The sequence below is a fragment of the Patescibacteria group bacterium genome (genome assembly GCA_041674405.1).
GTDB lineage: Bacteria > Patescibacteriota > UBA1384 > XYA2-FULL-43-10 > XYA2-FULL-43-10 > JBAYVT01.
Window position 1 is genome coordinate 125,802 of record JBAYVT010000005.1, and the last position, 18,482, is coordinate 144,283.

Below are 18,482 nucleotides of genomic sequence, written 5' to 3' on the forward strand. Positions count from 1 at the left end.
GAGTAAACGCTATTTTCCAGTTCCAAGAAGGGCAATGACCAAGCCGGCAATCGTTGAGACAGCTCCAATAATCCAAAAACGCATTGTGATCTTATATTCGGGCCACCCAATTGCTTCAAAATGATGGTGAATTGGCGATGATAAAAATATTTTTTTGCCATTGCGAAGCTTCTTCGATAAAAATTGGACAATAAAACTTAAGCCCTCAATTGTAAAAATGAGCGTAATAATGGGAAGAACTATGACGGAATTAGTCAGAAAAGCAATTACGCCAAGGGTTAATCCTAGTGCCATCGAACCCGTGTCTCCCATAAAAAACCTCGCTGGTGGAATATTGAACCACAAGAATGCCAAGAGTGCACCCATCACTGTGCCGCAAAAGGCAGCCAACTCTACCTTACCTTGTGTTAGGGCAATGACAGCATAGGCAAAATACGCTAAAGCGAAAATGCCACCAGCCAGCCCATCCAGGCCGTCAGTTTCATTTGATGAAAATGCCATCCACACCAACGCAATGATAAAGAGAGGAATGTACCAGGCCCCAATCACATAATCACCAAAACCGGGCACATGAATGCTGTCCCAGCCCAATTTTACATAAAACCACCAAGCGCCCGTTGCTGCAATTACCGCATATAATAAAAATTTGTCTCTAAATCGCATACCACCACCATTTGGTCCTTGTCCTCGAATGTTCATAAGGTCATCAACAGCCCCCACTATTCCGGTAGCAACAAGACAAAAAAGTGGTAACCAGGTTGCCGATCTTTCAAGATTAAAAATTAGGGTAAGAAGTGCCGTAGTTACCCAAATCAAAATTCCTCCCATTGTAGGAGTTCCGGCCTTTTTGGCGTGGAGCGAAGCCATAATTGGCGCATTCTTACTTTCTCGAATTCTTTTTCCGAGGTTATTTTTATACAAAAAATTTGTAAAAACCGGTGTCCAGGCTACCGCAATCAAAAAAGAGATCACCGATAACCATAGAAGACGAGTGAGGTCCGGAATAAAAATTTTGATAATTTCCATATGTGATTCTCCTTTACCGATCCAATATATCAGAGGAACTAATCTTATGGAAGGGGTTAGTTCGAAGGTTTATTGGGCACTAGTTTATAATAATAATTTACTAAAAAATTTCCAATTTGCCCCCAAACCGGTGCCGAGGTTGACTCTGCATATGTCGCGGCTTTGGGTTTATCTAGCTTAACCAACATTACAAATCTCGGATCGTTTGCAGGAGCAAAACCCATGAATGAATGGTTGAAAATTCCCTCTTCATACCCCCCTTCTGGCTTAGGAACTTGGGCAGTTCCTGTTTTGACAGCAATTTCAACCCCGGGAATAGCTGCCTTTTGATCATGCCCTGTGGCAAAAACCGATTTTAACATTTCCGTCACTTGTGCTGCGGTTTCAGTTTTTACAACCTGCTTTCCTTCTGTTTTCTGAATCTGAGTTTCAGTGCCATCAGAATTAAGTATTTTATCAACAACATGCGGGTAAATATATTTGCCCTTGTTGGCAATCGCAGTGTAGGCACAAACCATTTCAAGCGGAGTTACAGAAACACCCTGGCCAAATGCAATAGTTGCCCGGTTAATATCCTGCCATTGCTTGAAAGGCGGGACAGAGCCTTCAACTTCCCCGTCAAGGTCTATGTTTGTTTTATTCAAAATATTAAATTCATTTAAATATTTATAAATATTATCTTTACCTTCTTTTTCAGAAACCCACGCCATACCAATGTTATCTGAATTTTGAATGATCTGAGACATATTTTCTGTACCAAACGCTTTCCCCTCCGCTGTATGAATTGTATATCCGCCAATCTCGACCTCGGATCCAAAAGTTTCTGTTGTGTCGGGAGTAACCGCACCGCTATCAAGCGCGCCTGCCATCGTGATCGGTTTCATAATGCTGCCAGGTTCATAGAGCCCGGAAATTGCCGGGTTCATAAAAATATTTGAATTGTCTTTTGCTACTATTCGATATTGGTTCGGATCATAACCGGGTTCATTTGCCATGGCCACAATCCCGCCCGTCTTAACATCCATTATTATAATTGTTCCTGAATCGGCTTGATATTTAGTGAGTGACTCTCTGAGCGTCCGCTCAACATAATACTGCACAGACCGATCTATAGTAAGGACATAACTGGTTCCATCCTTCGGATCCTTTTGTTCAAGAAGATTAATCACTCTCCCTAACGTGTCTTTTTCTCCAATGGTCTGCCCTGATGTTCCTTGCAGCTCTTTATCATAATGCCCCTCAAACCCATAATTTCCTTTTCCCTCAGCATTCACAAAACCAAGAAGCTGAGACGCCAAGGTTAATTCAGGATAATAACGGCTATATTCCGGCATAATAAAGACTCCGGAAAATTTTTTAGCCTTTATCTGATCCGAAAGTTCGTAACTCATACCCTTTTTAATTGGAGGAACGTACAATTTATCGTTATTGATCTCATCAAAAATTGTTTTACTATCCACCCCGACCAGAGCACTGAGCTCATCCGCAGTTTTTTCCTTATCTATCACTTGTTTAGGCACAACCCAAAGGGAAAAAGATTTTACATCAAAAGCCAGCGGATAAAGAGAATCCTCTCCTCCGATTGAGTCGTGAACATAGATTCTTCCGCGTTGTGCGATATCAGTCGTCTCAAAACGTTGTTGGCCTTCTGCGAGTGCAATATATTCGCTGTGTTGCAAAATTTGTTTTTCAAACATCCGCCACAAAATCACCGCTACCATAATTACCGCGAGTACGCTAATAACTTTAAAGCGGTTTATCAATTTATTTTGTGAATTCATATTATCTAAGAGCCACTGCCCTGTTTGCTTCGTTCAAATAATCAACACTGGTTACCGGGGTCATTGGCTGTTTTTCAATATTCGCATCGATTTGATTCAATGAATTCAGCCTGGCTTTTTCAACCTCCAGCTGTTCTTTTTGGAGTTCTAGGTCAGTTGATTTGCTAGTAAGATCACGAATCTCAATACTCCTGTTTGCCCCAGCCGTTGATTGGGTCAAATATACTATTGCAAGGATGGCAAAAATAGCAATACTGATAAATTTTATAGCTGTAGAACCGATTTTTATTTCTTTTTTAATCGCTCTCTTTTTGACACCAACACTGGTCTCACGGCTACCTGTGATAGTTAAAATTCTGCCCACGAAATCTCCTTTTGTTTTGGATTTTAATTTTTTAGTCAGCAGCCAAATTTTTGTTTTTGATAGTATCGCTTTTGAAATTTCGCTGTTTGTTTGAAAATCCACTTTAGATCGTGGAGATCATGCCTTTGCCCCTCCTTTGTCCTCCTCCGTATCCCAAACGAGAACGGGCGTAAGCTTTTTTGGTGGCTGCTGACTAAAAACTTAAAATCCAATTTCGGAAAGATTTTCGGCAATATCATCCGAATTATCTTCCATTTCTTTTTTAAAGTTCTTCCAAGTATCTTCTGGCCATACTTCGATTCTGTTAAACACTCCCGCAACAACGGCTTTAGTCTTGATCCCAGCATATTCCTTGAGGTATCCCGGGAGAATAATTCTGCCGGCGCGATCCAGTTTTGAATCTGTAGCTCCGGAAAGCATGAGCCTTGAAAAGCTTCGGGCATTTTTTTGTGTGAGCGGTAATTCTGCGATCTTACCCGCCAACTTTTCCCACTCGGCGATGGAATATATCCACAGGCAATGATCTAAGCCACGAGTAACCACGCACCCCTCCGAAAGCGATGCACGAAATTTGGCCGGTATTGAGAGCCTGCCTTTTTCATCAATCGAGTGTGTGAATTCGCCAATGAACATGTTAGAAAATTTCCAATGATTAAAAGCTGAAAGCTACAAGCTGACAGCTGATTTTCGTTGACACGAAAACCAAGGCCCTCTCTTTGCCTGTAGGTTGTGAAGTTGCATTTTTGTTTACCTCGAGAGACTTTGTCTCGAGAGGTTGAATTTTTGTTTTTTGATATTTTCTGTGAGCTTTTGTGGAATGCTTCTGTGATCGATTACTCCCACTTTTTCCCACTTGTTCCCATTTTAGTCCGATATATATTGCTGGTCAATATAAAAAGCCCACAAATTTCCAAAAATCTGTGGATAATATATGCTACGAGCTAATTCATTAGTCTGGATTTATATTTTTAAAAAAGATTCTATTACCGGAATATTATCTTCAATTAAAAAATTATCAAATTTTTACTTACAATTTTGACTTTTGAGTTTGAGAAACTATTTTAATTTTCCGCAAATATGTTCTGTAACTTTATCAATGGCGACCCGCTCCTGTTTCATTGTGTCGCGATCGCGAATTGTGACTGAATTGTCTTTTAAGGAATCAAAATCAACCGTCACGCACCAAGGGGTCCCGATCTCATCCTGCCTTCTATACCTTCGACCAACCGAGCCTGATTCGTCATAAAACACATTGAGCCCTGCGGCCTTAAGCTCATCCGATATCTTCTTGGCAACCTCTGGAAGCCCCTCTTTCTTCATGAGTGGGAAAACGGCAACTTTCACCGGTGCTAGCTTGGGGTGCAAACGTAGGGTCACCTCGCCGGATTCGCGGCCATCCGATCCATCGGATTCATCATAGGCATCACAAAGGAAGGCGAGCAGTGCCCGGTCAATTCCCATCGAAGGCTCAACTACATACGGAATGAAGCGTTTGCCGCCTTGTTCATCGAAATACGAAAGATCTGTGCCTGAGAACTTTGTGTGTTGTGAAAGATCGAAATCAGTTCGCTGGGCAATCCCGGCAAGCTCAGATTGGCCAAACGGATATTTATATTCGATATCAGACGTGCCGATCGAGTAATGCGACAGCTTCTCCTTCGGGTGTTCGTATATAGCTAAATTGTCCTCTTTGATGCCGAGATCGGTGTAGAAATGTTTTACCGCATCGATCCAGGTAGTGTACCACTTTTTAGATTCCTCTTTGTCAGGCGTGATGAAATACTCTATTTCAGCCTGCTCGAACTCACGCGTACGGAAAATATAGTTGCCAGGCGTGATTTCGTTCCTAAAAGCCTTTCCGATCTGGGCGATACCGAATGGGATTTTTTTTCTCGACGATTCAGTCACGTTTTTGAAGTTGACGAATATACCCTGGGCAGTCTCACCACGCAGATATGTGAGGGTAGAGCTGTCTTCTACAGGACCCAGGAATGTCTTTACGAGAATATTGAAACTCTTCTCCTCTGTAAGCTCGCCGCCGCAATCCGGGCAAACGTCTTTCTCGAGCTGATCGGCTCGGAATCTGTGATGGCACTTTTTGCACTCACGAAGAGGATCGGTGAAGCCTGATCCTGTGTGACCAGAAGCCTCCCAAACCTTCGCATTCATGATTATACCTGCATCGAGACCGACCATATCTTCGCGTGAAGTGACAAATTTCCTCCACCATTCGTCTTTCAGATTCCGCTTCATCTCCACGCCCAAGGGGCCAAAGTCGTACACTCCGCCGATTCCGCCATATATCTCGGAAGATTGGAATATAAATCCCCTTCTCTTGCAGAGCGAAATGATCTTATCCATTTTATCTCGAGAAGCGTCAGCGACGAGAGACGATTCCATATTTTCTTTGGCCATTTTAGGTCCTTTTGCTATTTCTAGATTCAGAATATCATTTTATTGCCAAATTCACAATCTATAGCTATTTACCTTGACTATTTGCCGGTTTTATGATATCGTGCTTACGCACCCATAGGGTGACTACTGAATTGCCAAGGAGGCAAACCGCTATGCCAGTTAAAACGTCGCACCTCAGAACCCCGTACGTCAGGCAGTTTCTCCAAGCGTTCGACATGGACCTCGGGTTACTAGATGACCTCGAGGCACTCGTCGAAGCCTGCTCGAGCCGCAACAAGCGCTTCGAGAGGGGCATGGACAAGGTCCGCTTCGAGTTCGAGCGGGACCAGTCCAAGTGGAATCAGTCCCAGTTGGATGCTATCTTCACGCTCTCCGAGCGTTGGAGAATGCGCCATGGGGAGACTCCCTTCAAGGAAGGGTCTTCCTACGACTTGATCGTTACTATGGGCGGAGCCAGACTCTCTCCGTGGCAGCGCGGTGCCTATGCCGCCTTGGCAATGTCCGAGGGTCGTGTGAAGGCTAGTACCTTGGTCATCGGCGGATCCAAACGGCACCTGCCGATGGCAGAGCTTCCGTTCATCACCGACTACGTCGATGTTGAGCGGCTGGTGTCCGAACGCAACCACCAGACCTTCTTGGTCGGCGGCGAAGAGAAATCGTGCATCACTGAGCATGACCTCTGCCTGGCCGCAGAAGCCAAGCTCGTGAAGGCTCATCCCGATCTCCACATCGTCACGATCTGCGTAGACATGGAGAGGGCGGGCAACCACGATGTCATCGCTGAGGTCATGAACCACAAGGAGCTCTTCCACTCCGACCGCGCACTATCCGTGGCTGGTGTGTCCACTCAGCTCTACGCGACCGGCCTGGACGCTGACCTCTGGCTGGACGCCGACACGCATGACTGGCGATACTACTCCGCAATCGGCCACCCGGTCGACCCGATCTACTCCGACCGCCGCACTCCGACCGTGTACTTCAACGAAATTCAGACGACCATGTGCAAGAAGGCACTGGCCGAGCTCAAGGGCTACTAGCCCACAACTTACTGAGATCCGCCTAGTGGCGGATAATGACTCTACCGCCGCAGGCGAGTCCCACTCCGGGGCTCGCCTGTTGCATTTTATCGTCGAACAATCGACGATCGTTCATTTTTCGACGATGATCAAATATAAAAAATTATTTCACATTATTCAAAAATTTTTTGCTTTTTAAATTCTTTTCCAAAATAGTTCGTATATACTCATCCAAAATTTGGTCTATTTCTTGCTCGATACTCTTGTCGAGCTTTAGTTTGCCAATGGTTTCAAAATCATTTTTCTCGATAAACCGCAGCGCTTTTATAAATTCGTTCGATATTTTTGTACCCCGACTGGTCGGGGCACAATTCTTGCAGATTACTCCGCCCTCTAAATTGTCCCAATAGTTCTCCCCTTCGGTGATTTTTTCTTTGCAGTTTACACACTCATAAAACTCCGGCTGAAATCCTGCTGTTTCAATAAGTTTAAGGGCAAAGGCATTGATCAAAAAGTTCTTTTCATTTTTCTCGATAAGATCGAGAATTTGCGCGAGAATTTTGTAAGTTTGCTCTGATTTTTCGTTTTCATGCAGAAAATTATCGACAAGTTCGCCGGCTACATAGGCCTTCGCCATTTTGGGAAGATCGCAGTGCAATTTTGAAAATTCAGAAATAATTTCCGCGCCGGTGATTGTATAAAAAGTTTTGCCCTCATAAAGCTGAAAATCGACAACCATAAATGGCTCCAGGTGGCCGCCAAGCCTGGATGTGGATTTTCGGACTCCGCGCGAAATCGCCTTCACCTTACCAAATCGCTCCGTTAAAATCGTCAAAATACGATCGGCTTCGCCAAAATTCATACGTTTTATTACGATTCCATTTGTTCTATATGAGTTCATTTTTGAATCGAAATATTTGAATATACAGCATAGGGCTTGTGGGATAACGTAGCCCACATCTGATCACCGAAAGAATAGTGCCACCACTCGGTAGGGTTATTTACAAACCCTTCTCCAAGCATCACCCAATACAAAAGCCGGCGATTTTCTCTGAATTCTATTTGTTCAGAATCTTCAATTTCTAATTTTTCCAAGAAATCAGTGAAAACCGACTCTTCCATTTCATCAAATTTTGCTCCCATATTGAGAAATTCTTTCGAGCCGATTTTACATAAAGTTAGATCAACAGCAGCACCAGTGGTATGCGGCGGCGGCGATTTCGGGTCAACTTCCCATGTTCCATTCTTGTTCACGTAAGCCCAAAAATTATTAACTTCGTTTTTAATTTTTTCTTCTGACCAATCCTGATGTAATTTTTTGAAATGATGCGGTGCCCACTCATCGTGCATAAATTTCTGCACCTCCGGCGGCCGGTATGTGTCGCGAACAAAAAGCTCGACTCCGGCTGGTTTTAATTCCTGATTTATTTTGACTAATTTATCCGCAACAGTTTTTCGAGCAAAAAGATTTGGTATCGCACCTAAGACCCTGCCGCCATCATCAAGTTTGAAATTGAAGTAATAATTTTCACCGGCGATGCCAAGTGTTAGAAGATCAACCACATCATCATCTTCTGGCTTGATAGGCAAATCTCTATAACCAAACTTTTGATTTCGAATATCATCAAGATTTGGTATCGGCGTATTTTTGAATTTTTCAATTTTTTGATTCATGTGCCTTAGTTCTTAATTCTGGATGTTAAAACATTTTCCACTTGTTGTAGTTGTTCTGGTGTGTTTATGCCGAGAACTTCGGTTTCGTCGGCAATTTTTACCGCACTGATTTTTTTGCCCTGATCTTTAGCCATTTTTATGACATCCGTAAGGTAATATTCACCTTGCGTATTGTTGGTTTTAATATTTGCTAGATTTTTCCAAAGCCAGAGAGAGTCGAAAACATAAAAAGCCGGATTGCATTCTGTGGTTTTTAGCTGTTCTTCATCGCAATCTTTGTGTTCAATAATTGCATCAACGTTACCTTCAGTGTTTCGAATTATCCTGCCGTAGCCTGTCGGGTCAGAGTATTCCACGGTAAGCATTGCGATCGTTGGTTTTTCATTTGTGTATAGATCGATGAGATTTTTGATCGTTTCGGGTTTGAATAATGGGGCATCGCCGCAACAAACTATGACCGCATCCGATTTGCCTTCCAGATTTACTCGCGCAGACATTGTCGCATGGCCAGTGCCGAGCTGTTCTTCCTGTACTGCATACTCAACCTGGTCTTTAAAATAATCGCGGACAATTTCTTGTTTATATCCCACAACAAGAACAATTTTCTTAAGGCCAGCATCGCATAACGATTGAATCAAATAACTTACTACCGGTTTACCATTCGCCTTAAACATGACTTTTGGGATTTCTGATCCATTTTCGCTACCCATGCGTTTCCCCTTCCCTGCCGCGAGCACAACTGCTGCAATTTCCATTTTGATTTCCTTTCAATTATTCATGCCCATTATATCAGAATTGGGCCCCGACTATTGTCGGGGCCCTGTGCTCTCCTCCTCTCTCGGCGGAGGATCACCGAGCCAATACGCGAATGGCGGCTCGGCCAGTGGGTCATCTTTGAGTATCTCGGCCCAGGTTGTCTTCTCTTCGTTTGTCATCGCTCTCATGATTTCGACACTCCTTAGCAAGACAGATGTTGCCAGCGGCCAGTGCCGTCAGCGTACGAACGCATGCACTTTCCATGGCCACAGCCGATTTCTCCGCATGCAACGCACCTTTTGAGGCTATTGCGCTCTCTGCCAGTTTTCTTGGACGGAGCATGTAAACCCGCGTCACAGTGGGGGCATTTTCCCCCGTTCGCGGTGATTCTCCAGCTGCGGTTCCTTCTGTTCTGACGCTTGCTTGTCGCCATCCTGGCCTCCTTGGCTGTTTGGTTTCGAAAAGCTTAACCGGTTTAAGCCCTTCGAGCCAAAAACAAAAAACCGCCCTAGTGGCGGCCTTTTGAAAAATATTTTTAAATCAAATTAAATAAGCCGCCGAGTAGTCGGAATAAGTAGATTGACTTGAATTGCGCGGCATTTGATATTCATATTGAGTTGATATTACCCTTTATTCATATAGTTTGCAATATCGGCAAACTTCTTGCCGGCTAGCGATTGGTTGGTTGCCCAGTCCTCTTCGGTAACTTCTCTCCCAAACCATTTTGGTTTTTCAAACGACTTGGCAGTTTCTTCGTCTGTAGTCGACACCTCGATCAGTGCCAAACCGTCAAGATCGCCTTCAAACTCATCAATCATTATCTCAAGGCTGGGATCATCTTTGTATGCATATCTTTTCTTTTTAATGGTTTTCGTCACCACTTTCCAGATTCGGTCAAACTCTTCCTTGTTGATTTCAACTTCAAATTCTTCCCTGTATCGCTTATCGCCAGGGATCGCCATCAATTTTCTGGTGATAAAAAACTTGTCTCCAATTTTTCGGACACGTGTGGCATCCTCAGCATTTGAAAGGTAGCCCTGCTCTATCTCTGATGATTTTAGTTTGCCAAGTTCCGGTAATTCCGTTGCCAAATAGGTCGATTCGATGTTAATCATGTTCCTCCTAATTTGTATTCTTAAAATTCAATCTCTTTGAAGTAGCTTCAAACTCGCCTGCAATATCATCGGTTAGTAATCTTGCATTAATCATATCTCGCACAGCATGCAAATAGTGATCAAAAACATCCGCGTCGTAAAGTCTAACTTCATGATCGCCGAGATTTTTGATTTTCCAGCCGCTGTTGGCGTAGTGGCTTAGCTCCAATGTTCTTACTTGGAGTAAAGATAAGTTTCTGACCAGCCCCTGGATTGCCTGCTCGCAAAGTTCGGCGAGTACGATTTTCGGTTTGATAATCTGTTCCGTTTTTACCGACAAAAGTTTCTCGTACCGTTCCACAAATCCGGCGATATCCGATTTTTTTAATTTGCCGTCCCTGAGAAGAAATTTAATTCTCTTCAATAAATCATGCTGACCCTGGGTTAGGGTAAATGCTCCAACAAGTAATTCACGGGGAACTTCTGTTTCGGAATTGATAGGGTAGTAACCATGTTGCTCGTTCTTATAACGATTTATCCAACCGACTATCTCTCGTTTTTGCTCATCAAATTTGATGTCGCTGTCTTTTGCTACCCGGAAGCAACCGTCATCCTTATAAACAAAGATCCCACCACCGATCCCTGAATAGGGCAAGGTCATTTCCGGATTGGTCGAGAAGGTTGCTCGACCGTCGATAATTGAAAGGCCGTCATTGACTATTCGTTCAATAGCAGCCTTTTTTGTTCCGTGAAAATAAAGCATAAGAAATCATTTCTTGCATACAAATTGTCCGAAAATCTAGTCTTAGCGCTGGCAGGCAGGACAAAAGTGCGTTCCGCGCCCCCCCAAAGTTATTCTTTTAATTTTTCCGCCACATTTTTTGGGGCAATTCTCACCCGTTTTCCTGTACACCTTCAGATGTTTGTGAGCCTCGCCAGGGGTTCCGTCGGCTTTAACATATGTATCAGCAGAAGATCCGCCGTATTTCAATCCAAGCTTTAATGATTTTATTATACCAGAAATAATTTTTTTCCATTCTGCGTCTTTGATATCTTTTACTTTCCGTGTAGGAATTATCCCGGCACAAAACAACGATTCGTCAGCATAAATATTCCCAATCCCTGCAATAATTGATTGATCCATCAGAAATAATTTGATTGGTCTATTGGGGATTTTTTTCGCTCGGTTTTTTAAATATTCTACTGAAAATTCACTCGAAAACGGATCGATACCGATATTCGCAAGTTCTTTAGTTTTTAGATTCTTTAGTTCTTCAGTTGAATACGACCTAACGTAACCAAACCGGCGCAGATCATTGAAATACAAAACACTTTCATCGTCGAAATGAAAAATTGCTCGCGTATATTTACCCGGCATTTTTTCATGCCAATCTTTCGATGGATGGCCGCCAGCCGTGCGATTGCGCAGGCAAAATTCTTTCTCTCCGGCACATTTTTCCCAAATAAGCTGACCGGTCATTTTCATATGAATTAGGATTGATTTTTTCGAATCCAATTTAAAAAGAAGCATTTTCGCGATTCGATCCACATTCAAAATCTTTGCTCCAATGACATCTTCTGGCTTAAGCTGTACGACTTTAGAATCGCGCGATTCGAAATCAGATATCGTTTTTCCCTTGATCTTGGCAACCAGCCCTTTTCTGATTGTCTCTACTTCTGGTAGCTCTGGCATAAAAATTCCTAATTTTCCAAATAAGTAATCACGGGCATTTTCTTAACTTTTTTAACGACTGCTCCCAATTTTTGACTCGCAGCTTTCATAATCCTTGCAACAGATTCCTGCTCTTCAGTATCGAGCTCTTCCCAGAAAACAGAGTTTCCCGTTTCAAGTGACAACAATTCTATCACATCATTCGCCGTTAATGGACCAGACTGCAACTCTTCTCTTGGCCTCGTTTCGAGTGATACTACTAGAGCATCTGTCATATCTTCTTCTGCTATCTTACGTTCTGCTAATTTTATTCCACCCAAGAGGGTTTGCCCATCCGGAGTCGAAGCATATTCTTCCTTCCATTCGGCAGGAACAAAGAATCCACTCTCGTGCAACATTCTCATCGCTTGCTGCGGGTCAAGGACACCTGCCCCATTAGCGCGAACAAATTCGGCAAATCGAGTCGTTAGCTTAGGCAAATTGTATCTGTAAGCTTCGAAATCGCGATCGTAAATTGTAAATAACTTATCCAAATCTCCGAAGTTGATTTCTTGCTCCTCGTTTTCTCTATTATAATTTTCCGCCCATTCGGACAATGAATGGCCGGTAGCCTTCGCATAAAATTTCTTCATTTCATCAGCAAGAAAGGCAACGCTAGCAAGATCAACATCCGCCTCTTTGGCTGTGCCTTGCCACAGATAATGCCGTAGCACTCGGAGAGAAGTCTCTCCTAGAGAATATTTGGTTTTTCCAACTGAATTAATTTGGTCCAGAACTGATTGTGCCTCTCGTAAAAATCCTAGATTGACATCTAACTCTTCTTTCTCAACTTCGGCAAAAATTCTGCGCGTTACATGTGACATAGCATTCTCATGAGATTCACCAAAAACGATCTCACCTTCCGGGTAGAAACGCCCTATTATTGGTTCGCAAACTTCAGCAAATTCTTGTGTTTCTCTCTCCCTTTGCTCAGGAGTTTTCATTTCTTCGCGCTTGATACCTCTCTCATCATTTGGATCAATCATATTGTTCCTTTCTGTTCAAATTATACCAGATTGTTTATGCTTCGCCGGATTTGACAAATTTTGCGCTTTGATATACGCTAAAAATACCAAGCATCGCATAGCAAAACAAAAATCAATCAAAACCAAAGGCACATCAAATGGCCTTTTTATGTTCCAATTTTTTGATTTTTGAATTTTGATTTTTGAATCTGAACGGAGTGAAATATGGATTTAGAAAATCCCGGATACTGGAGAAAACTTATCAACCAAGGGATGATTCGATTTTTTCTTTTAAAAGTTCTCTACAAAGACAAAGAAAGTTACGGATATAAGCTAGTCAAAAGAATTGAAGAATTGTCCGAAGGGATTTGCCGACCGACTGAATCCACCATTTATCCCGCCCTTGATCAGCTTATGAAAGGTGGATATGTGACGATACAAGAAGTCTCCGCTGGGATGAGGACAAGAAAAGTATATTCTCTAAACGAGCAAGGCAGGAGCGCTTATCGCACTGCCGCCAAAGCATACGGAGAAATAATTCCCCTACTCCGCGAAGCAATAATGCTCTAAAATTGGTTATATTTAAAAATAACAAAATCTTGGTCTAAGATAAAAACGTAACAATTCTTCCGCGGTCGCGGAAGAATTGTTACGTTTCAGGGCTTGATAAGTGCCTAGAAGAAGTAAGATATTTTAAATTCTTGAGTTATAAAAAGTTAACAGCGATAAAAAGCAAGAGCGGACAGCTGCTCTTGCCGTCCGCCGGTCACCCGAGAAGCTCGTTATGCCTCACCGGGTTGAAACTCATTACTTCCCATCCATGCTGGGCCTCTTCTAGGAGCACGTTTGGGTCATGTTCAACTTCGGTGTACTCGTGCATGAGCATTCCGTCCTCCACTAGCGTGTATGCTTCATTGCCGCTACTGCCACCGTAGTTATACACCCTGATCGTCGCAATCCAGGGATCGAGAAGCCCAACCTCCAGCATCCATAAGAATGGCGCACTACCCTCGAACCTGGCAAACCCATTCTGCTCGCGCTGCCTTTGCAGCTCAAGGAGGATCAACCGCTTTTCTTTTTCGGTCATGCTTCGTCACCTCAAAAATCAGTATAGATATATACTGAAAATAAATCAAAAGAGAACAAAAATTATTTTGTCGCCGGCGGTTTGGCTCGTTTGCCAAGTAAATTTAGATCAAGATTTTCAATATCGGATAAAATTTTATTAGCATCGGCCGATATTTTTTGTTGTATATTTTTGTCAGTAATTTTTTGAGAAAAAATGAATTCTATCGTTTTATCAAAATCATTTTTGAATTTAGTGTTAATCTTCTTCCACTCAATATCCCTGAACGCTTCCGCTTCAGTTTCATCATACTTTATCACACTGCTTAGCATTAAAAATGCAATTGAAGGATATCCTAAATAACCCTGCCAATACGATCCATTGTCATTTGACATAATAGAATGTGAATCGGGGTTGTACACAACATCATAGTATTTCAAACCGTCAGATGAATAAACCTTAGCACTATTTCCATTTATATGAACCCTATTGTCAGCAATAGACCCCAAAGCTTCATATATCTTAATCTTTGGTGGCAATTTCCACTTCATTTACTGGTCCATCCTGGAAAAAATTACTGCTAATCCAACAATGATAAGGATGAGGGGCCAAAGTTTGATGATGTGGGCAAAGGAAACAAAATTATTAGTCAAAAAAATTAAGCCGATGAAAATTAGAATGATTGCAAAGATGATTGTACCATCGCGGCGGCCTTTTGTTTTGGCAACATCTTTAACCTCGGATTTAAATTCTCGGGCAGCTCTTTTCATATTTTCTTTTGGGTCCGACTTGCCCCTTTTTGAACCGGCCAGATCTTCAAAATATGATATTTCCCCTTCTTTTGGTACAACAAGCCACATAATTATATAAACTAAAACACCCGACCCACCCAAAAGAGTGAAGGCAACAAAAATAATCCTGACAATGTTTGGGTCAATGTCGAAATATTCTCCTAAACCGCCACAGACTCCGGCAACCATTTTGTCTTTTTTTGAGCGCATTAGATTTTTTGCCATGATGCTCCTATAAAAAATTATGGATAAACCATTGACCTAATTTAATCTATATTCTATACTATTAATACTAAATTAGTAACCTTTTGAAAGGCAAATATGACAGATCCAAAAGATGAGGGATGCGGAAACTGCGGCGGATGCTGCGGTTGCTAAAAAATGCCCCCTAGGGGGCATTTTTTTATCCGCGCTCTTTTTTGTCATCGATTATCGTGAGAACTAGGAGAACAATCCCCAAAAGTGCAATTATTATTGATGCGATTAAGAAAATTCCGTAGTTGCTTTCATTGCCAGGCGATACTGAATCGGCACTGATATTAAAATAACGGCTGGAAAACAAAATCACTAGCCCGCCGCCAATACAGGTAGAAATTACTCCCAGAAAAGATTTTGTTCTTGCTTTCATAACTATAATTATTTCATAAACTCAATTGACTATATCAACTTTGTGGGCCAAGCAACTTATTTATTCATAGCGTAACACATCAAGCGGCTTCACGCGAACTGCCCTCCTGGCAGGATAAATTCCCGTGATGATACCAACCAAGAGAGAAAAACCACCCATTACAAGCGCAAACAATAACGGCGTGTAAAACACGGTGATTGGAAACGCACCGGACCGGACAGCCATAGTCGAGATGCCGATATTAACCAACCACTCAAACACCAAGCCGATAATCACGCCCGAAACACCGCCAACGAATGCGATTAAGACAGATTCTGTCGTGAAAAGAAGAAAAATGTCACGGTTGCGCGCACCAATCACTTTAAGATATCCAACCTCTCTGGTTCTTTCCATCAAGGAAATCGTCAAAGTATTAAACATGCCAAGCAAGGCAACGATCATGGCTATAAAGCCCAGAATACCCAGGGCAACTTTTAAAATCGAGAAAATCTGATTGATCTGGGCTAACGTATCTGACACATTATCAGTTTTGTATCCCATATTTTCAATAGTTTTTCTGATCGTGGCAACCTCGGTTTGATCTGTGGCTTTCACTTTTATCATCGAAAAATTAACAGCACCGGCATTTTTGGCGGATTGTAAGGGGATATAAGCAAATGGAACCGACTCATCATCAATGATTCCAACCAGTTTAAATTCCTGATTTGCAGAAGTTTTCGTCTCTCCGTTCTCGGTCAAATCCCTTGTTACTATTAGGTCAGCCGCAATATCTTTATCCAAAATTGTCGCCGCATCCTTTACCCCCAGAAGATTTAAAACGGCTTTGGATACAATTATATCTTTACTGCTCGCATCTGTACTTATAAATTTGCCTTGATCGGCTTTGATTTGATCATATTCGGCAAAATTATTATCAATTGCATAAAAAACCGTGTCTGTCGCTGATTCACCAATTTTTAGTTTTCCTGCCAAATTAATGCTTTCACCTATTGAATCAACCTGGGTAATCTCAGAAATTTTGTTGTTTGTATCATCGGTAAGTTTTACCACATTCGAATCTCCGGATGTAACATCAATAATTGAAAACGCGTCAAACTTAACCACCTGATCTGTAACAAGCCTCTGGAGGCCATAACCCAAGGAGACGAGAAACATAATCGCGCCAATACCAATGATCACACCAATTAACGTAAGTATTGTTCTCGAACGATGTACTGATAGATTTCGATAAGATAGATATAAAATTTGGATTAATTTCATTTACTCTCCTTCAGCGTGGCTACTTCTTGCTCAAGCTGTTTTGCTATATCGGCAACCGACTGAGACGCTACCACTCCATCACGCATGGCAATTTTGACCGTAGCATACGGCAAATAAACCAAATTGTGAGTAACCATAATTATTGTTCTTTTTGATTCCAGGTTCAGCCGTTGAAATATCGCCATTGTTGCATCGGAATTATGCGTATCAAGATTGCCAGTGGGCTCATCAGCTATGATAATCCAGGGATTACGGATAAGCGCCCTTGCGATTGAAACTCTTTGTTGCTGACCACCGGAAAGTTTATTCGGTGGGTTGTCGGCAAATTCCTCCATTCCGATCTCTGAGAGAACATCAAGAGCTCTTTTTTTTGAACCAGAAAAAGAATTGCCCTTAAGCACAAGCGGAATCGCAACATTTTGCCAAACATTCAGGGAATTCACCCAGTGTGACGATTGTGAAATTATTCCAAACTTTTCAGATCTAAATTGCGCCCTCTGATCATCCGATAATGAATATAGGTCTTCTTCTCTCACAACAACTTTGCCTGTGGTCGGTGCCTCAAGGCCTGAAATAACATTCAAAAGAGTTGACTTGCCGCACCCAGAAGGACCATAAATAATTGCAAAATCTTTCGGATGGATTTCAAGATCAACGCCGTTTAGGGCGTGAACTTTATTTATTCCGAGATCAAAAGATTTCGTCACCTTTTCAATTTTGATTATTGATTCCAAGCTCATTACCCCTCACCTAGTCTTTTTTTAAATATACAATATTTATTCCCAACCCGCAATTTTCATTATCTGAAGAATATTTTTACCCGCGAAAACGCCCGCTGAAAAGTGTTCAAGTATGTGATTATTTAAGGCGAATTGCTGGGCCTTTTGGGTGAAAATATTATTGCCTTAACCTAGTCCCGGAAAAGATTAATGGAAATAAAAAAGGCTTTAAAAAACTCTATGTTGGCGGCGTCCTACTCTCCCGGGACCTTTTTTATCCCGCGAAGCTTCAGCGAAGTGGGGCGATCCAAGTACCATCCCCCTTCGCTCTTCGAGCTACGGAGGGACAAGTCGGCGCTGAAAATAAAAAATACTTAGTGTTGGCGGCGTCCTACTCTCCCGGGACCTTTCGATCCAAGTACCATCGGCGCTGAAGTGCTTAACTTCTCTGTTCGGAATGGGAAGAGGTGTACCCACTTCGCCAAAACCACCAACACTAAGTATTCTTTAAATGTGCTTCCTGCCCCGCGTAGCTTTACGCGGAGTGGGGTCTGCTCGGAATGGGAAGAGGTGTACCCACTTCGCCACCCGTCTCGCCTGCGGCGAAGCCGAGGCGGAAAACCACCAACACTAAGTATTCTTTAAAGCCTAATATTTTATGCTTTTAATTTTAAACTCTATTGCCACACAGGACAGGGCAATAAGTAGTGCCATGTCCTTGTACGGTAATACAGATTTGAGCTAGGATCTTACACACAAGAAGAATAAATCATCCTGTGCGAAGTATCATTAACGCTCGAAGTTTTACTGGGAGTTCCAGTAATTGCTAGTCAAACAATAGTATATTTTAATCGATCAATTAGTACTTCTCGGCTCAAGACATCGCTGCCCTTACACCTAAAGCCTATCAAACTCATTATCTATAAGTGATCTAAGAAACCTAATCTTGTGGCCGGCTTCACGCTTATATGCTTTCAGCGTTTATCCGCTAAGGCTTAGCTACTCTGCAATGCCCGAGGTTCGGACAACAGATACACCATAGGCCTACACCTCCCGGTCCTCTCGTACTAGGGAGACACCCACTCAAGTTTCCACGCTCACAGCAGATTAGGACCGAACTGTCTCACGACGTTCTGAACCCAGCTCGCGTACCCTTTTAACTGGCGAACAGCCAGACCCTTGGGACCTGCTTCAGCCCCAGGATAGGATGAGCCGA

The 18,482-nt window shown here is 42.6% G+C and carries 20 protein-coding genes and 2 rRNA genes; 2 read left to right on the forward strand and 20 right to left on the reverse strand.

The genetic code is table 11. The features are described 5' to 3' along the window. Positions 1–9: 9 nt before the first annotated feature. The 5 genes from mraY to WC080_04295 all read right to left on the reverse strand — a co-directional run bounded on the left by mraY (position 10) and on the right by WC080_04295 (position 5,586). A complete protein-coding gene (gene mraY / locus WC080_04275) occupies positions 10–1,026 on the reverse strand; it encodes a phospho-N-acetylmuramoyl-pentapeptide-transferase (GenBank protein ID MFA7244473.1) in 1,017 nt (338 codons plus the stop codon). Between the two features lie 56 nt (positions 1,027–1,082). Continuing rightward, positions 1,083–2,807 carry a penicillin-binding protein 2 gene (locus tag WC080_04280; protein MFA7244474.1) on the reverse strand — a complete coding sequence of 575 codons (1,725 nt, stop codon included), beginning with the start codon at positions 2,805–2,807 and terminating at the stop codon, positions 1,083–1,085. A 1-nt stretch (position 2,808) separates the two neighbouring features. Further along, positions 2,809–3,171, reverse strand: coding sequence for a hypothetical protein (locus WC080_04285; protein MFA7244475.1), 363 nt, complete (start codon positions 3,169–3,171; stop codon positions 2,809–2,811). Between the two features lie 201 nt (positions 3,172–3,372). Beyond that, a complete protein-coding gene (mraZ, locus tag WC080_04290) occupies positions 3,373–3,804 on the reverse strand; it encodes a division/cell wall cluster transcriptional repressor MraZ (GenBank protein ID MFA7244476.1) in 432 nt (143 codons plus the stop codon). A gap of 423 nt (positions 3,805–4,227) precedes the next feature. Then, the gene (locus tag WC080_04295; protein MFA7244477.1) at positions 4,228–5,586 is read right to left on the reverse strand and encodes a glycine--tRNA ligase; all 1,359 of its coding nucleotides are present in this window, start codon (positions 5,584–5,586) and stop codon (positions 4,228–4,230) included. 152 nt (positions 5,587–5,738) lie between these two features. On the opposite strand from WC080_04295, the gene WC080_04300 reads away from it, so the two are divergent. Further along, positions 5,739–6,623: a hypothetical protein gene (locus WC080_04300; protein ID MFA7244478.1), complete on the forward strand. Its 885-nt coding sequence runs from the start codon at positions 5,739–5,741 to the stop codon at positions 6,621–6,623. A gap of 142 nt (positions 6,624–6,765) precedes the next feature. Here the strand turns inward: WC080_04300 and recO are convergent, their stop codons facing one another. The 7 genes from recO to WC080_04335 form a co-directional block, all read right to left on the reverse strand. Continuing rightward, positions 6,766–7,503 (reverse strand): DNA repair protein RecO, encoded by a 738-nt coding sequence (gene recO / locus WC080_04305; protein MFA7244479.1) that lies wholly within the window; start codon positions 7,501–7,503, stop codon positions 6,766–6,768. Beyond that, positions 7,500–8,276, reverse strand: a complete 777-nt coding sequence (locus tag WC080_04310) for a M15 family metallopeptidase (protein MFA7244480.1) — start codon at positions 8,274–8,276, stop codon at positions 7,500–7,502. Before WC080_04310 ends, recO begins: the two co-directional genes overlap by 4 nt. Before the next feature lie 5 nt (positions 8,277–8,281). Continuing rightward, a complete protein-coding gene (locus tag WC080_04315) occupies positions 8,282–9,031 on the reverse strand; it encodes an NTP transferase domain-containing protein (GenBank protein ID MFA7244481.1) in 750 nt (249 codons plus the stop codon). 624 nt (positions 9,032–9,655) lie between these two features. Beyond that, positions 9,656–10,147, reverse strand: coding sequence for a hypothetical protein (locus WC080_04320; protein ID MFA7244482.1), 492 nt, complete (start codon positions 10,145–10,147; stop codon positions 9,656–9,658). 7 nt (positions 10,148–10,154) lie between these two features. Continuing rightward, positions 10,155–10,889: a hypothetical protein gene (locus tag WC080_04325; protein ID MFA7244483.1), complete on the reverse strand. Its 735-nt coding sequence runs from the start codon at positions 10,887–10,889 to the stop codon at positions 10,155–10,157. A gap of 42 nt (positions 10,890–10,931) precedes the next feature. Next, positions 10,932–11,819 (reverse strand): bifunctional DNA-formamidopyrimidine glycosylase/DNA-(apurinic or apyrimidinic site) lyase, encoded by an 888-nt coding sequence (gene mutM / locus WC080_04330; GenBank protein MFA7244484.1) that lies wholly within the window; start codon positions 11,817–11,819, stop codon positions 10,932–10,934. Between the two features lie 8 nt (positions 11,820–11,827). Next, entirely contained in the window at positions 11,828–12,823 is a 996-nt protein-coding gene (locus WC080_04335) for a hypothetical protein (GenBank protein ID MFA7244485.1), read from the reverse strand. A gap of 204 nt (positions 12,824–13,027) precedes the next feature. Here WC080_04335 and WC080_04340 point away from each other — a divergent pair, with 204 nt between their 5' ends. Next, the gene (locus WC080_04340; GenBank protein ID MFA7244486.1) at positions 13,028–13,372 is read left to right on the forward strand and encodes a PadR family transcriptional regulator; all 345 of its coding nucleotides are present in this window, start codon (positions 13,028–13,030) and stop codon (positions 13,370–13,372) included. Positions 13,373–13,568: 196 nt separating this feature from the next. Here the strand turns inward: WC080_04340 and WC080_04345 are convergent, their stop codons facing one another. The 8 genes from WC080_04345 to WC080_04380 form a co-directional block, all read right to left on the reverse strand. After that, positions 13,569–13,889, reverse strand: a complete 321-nt coding sequence (locus WC080_04345; GenBank protein ID MFA7244487.1) for a hypothetical protein — start codon at positions 13,887–13,889, stop codon at positions 13,569–13,571. A 62-nt stretch (positions 13,890–13,951) separates the two neighbouring features. Beyond that, positions 13,952–14,419: a hypothetical protein gene (locus WC080_04350; protein ID MFA7244488.1), complete on the reverse strand. Its 468-nt coding sequence runs from the start codon at positions 14,417–14,419 to the stop codon at positions 13,952–13,954. Further along, positions 14,420–14,884 carry a PspC domain-containing protein gene (locus tag WC080_04355; GenBank protein ID MFA7244489.1) on the reverse strand — a complete coding sequence of 155 codons (465 nt, stop codon included), beginning with the start codon at positions 14,882–14,884 and terminating at the stop codon, positions 14,420–14,422. Between the two features lie 178 nt (positions 14,885–15,062). After that, a complete protein-coding gene (locus WC080_04360; GenBank protein MFA7244490.1) occupies positions 15,063–15,287 on the reverse strand; it encodes a hypothetical protein in 225 nt (74 codons plus the stop codon). A 60-nt stretch (positions 15,288–15,347) separates the two neighbouring features. Next, complete coding sequence (locus tag WC080_04365; protein ID MFA7244491.1) at positions 15,348–16,547, reverse strand: FtsX-like permease family protein; 1,200 nt, start codon at positions 16,545–16,547, stop codon at positions 15,348–15,350. Further along, a complete protein-coding gene (locus tag WC080_04370; GenBank protein ID MFA7244492.1) occupies positions 16,544–17,287 on the reverse strand; it encodes an ABC transporter ATP-binding protein in 744 nt (247 codons plus the stop codon). Before WC080_04370 ends, WC080_04365 begins: the two co-directional genes overlap by 4 nt. Positions 17,288–17,644: 357 nt before the next feature. Then, positions 17,645–17,761, reverse strand: a 5S ribosomal RNA gene (gene rrf, locus WC080_04375). A gap of 343 nt (positions 17,762–18,104) precedes the next feature. Next, a 23S ribosomal RNA gene (locus WC080_04380) occupies positions 18,105–18,482 on the reverse strand; the annotation flags it as partial.

Excerpts from the sequence above, each read along its gene's own strand:
- WC080_04360 (MFA7244490.1), bottom strand. The coding sequence starts at position 15,287 with ATGAAAGCAAGAACAAAATCTTTTCTGGGAGTAATTTCTACCTGTATT.
- WC080_04300 (MFA7244478.1), top strand. The coding sequence starts at position 5,739 with ATGCCAGTTAAAACGTCGCACCTCAGAACCCCGTACGTCAGGCAGTTT.
- WC080_04315 (MFA7244481.1), bottom strand. The coding sequence starts at position 9,031 with ATGGAAATTGCAGCAGTTGTGCTCGCGGCAGGGAAGGGGAAACGCATG.
- WC080_04335 (MFA7244485.1), bottom strand. The coding sequence starts at position 12,823 with ATGATTGATCCAAATGATGAGAGAGGTATCAAGCGCGAAGAAATGAAA.
- mraY (MFA7244473.1), bottom strand. The coding sequence starts at position 1,026 with ATGGAAATTATCAAAATTTTTATTCCGGACCTCACTCGTCTTCTATGG.
- WC080_04325 (MFA7244483.1), bottom strand. The coding sequence starts at position 10,889 with ATGCTTTATTTTCACGGAACAAAAAAGGCTGCTATTGAACGAATAGTC.
- mraZ (MFA7244476.1), bottom strand. The coding sequence starts at position 3,804 with ATGTTCATTGGCGAATTCACACACTCGATTGATGAAAAAGGCAGGCTC.
- WC080_04280 (MFA7244474.1), bottom strand. The coding sequence starts at position 2,807 with ATGAATTCACAAAATAAATTGATAAACCGCTTTAAAGTTATTAGCGTA.
- WC080_04310 (MFA7244480.1), bottom strand. The coding sequence starts at position 8,276 with ATGAATCAAAAAATTGAAAAATTCAAAAATACGCCGATACCAAATCTT.
- WC080_04350 (MFA7244488.1), bottom strand. The coding sequence starts at position 14,419 with ATGAAGTGGAAATTGCCACCAAAGATTAAGATATATGAAGCTTTGGGG.
- WC080_04345 (MFA7244487.1), bottom strand. The coding sequence starts at position 13,889 with ATGACCGAAAAAGAAAAGCGGTTGATCCTCCTTGAGCTGCAAAGGCAG.
- WC080_04370 (MFA7244492.1), bottom strand. The coding sequence starts at position 17,287 with ATGAGCTTGGAATCAATAATCAAAATTGAAAAGGTGACGAAATCTTTT.
- WC080_04295 (MFA7244477.1), bottom strand. The coding sequence starts at position 5,586 with ATGGCCAAAGAAAATATGGAATCGTCTCTCGTCGCTGACGCTTCTCGA.
- WC080_04340 (MFA7244486.1), top strand. The coding sequence starts at position 13,028 with ATGGATTTAGAAAATCCCGGATACTGGAGAAAACTTATCAACCAAGGG.
- WC080_04365 (MFA7244491.1), bottom strand. The coding sequence starts at position 16,547 with ATGAAATTAATCCAAATTTTATATCTATCTTATCGAAATCTATCAGTA.
- mutM (MFA7244484.1), bottom strand. The coding sequence starts at position 11,819 with ATGCCAGAGCTACCAGAAGTAGAGACAATCAGAAAAGGGCTGGTTGCC.
- WC080_04320 (MFA7244482.1), bottom strand. The coding sequence starts at position 10,147 with ATGATTAACATCGAATCGACCTATTTGGCAACGGAATTACCGGAACTT.
- WC080_04355 (MFA7244489.1), bottom strand. The coding sequence starts at position 14,884 with ATGGCAAAAAATCTAATGCGCTCAAAAAAAGACAAAATGGTTGCCGGA.
- recO (MFA7244479.1), bottom strand. The coding sequence starts at position 7,503 with ATGAACTCATATAGAACAAATGGAATCGTAATAAAACGTATGAATTTT.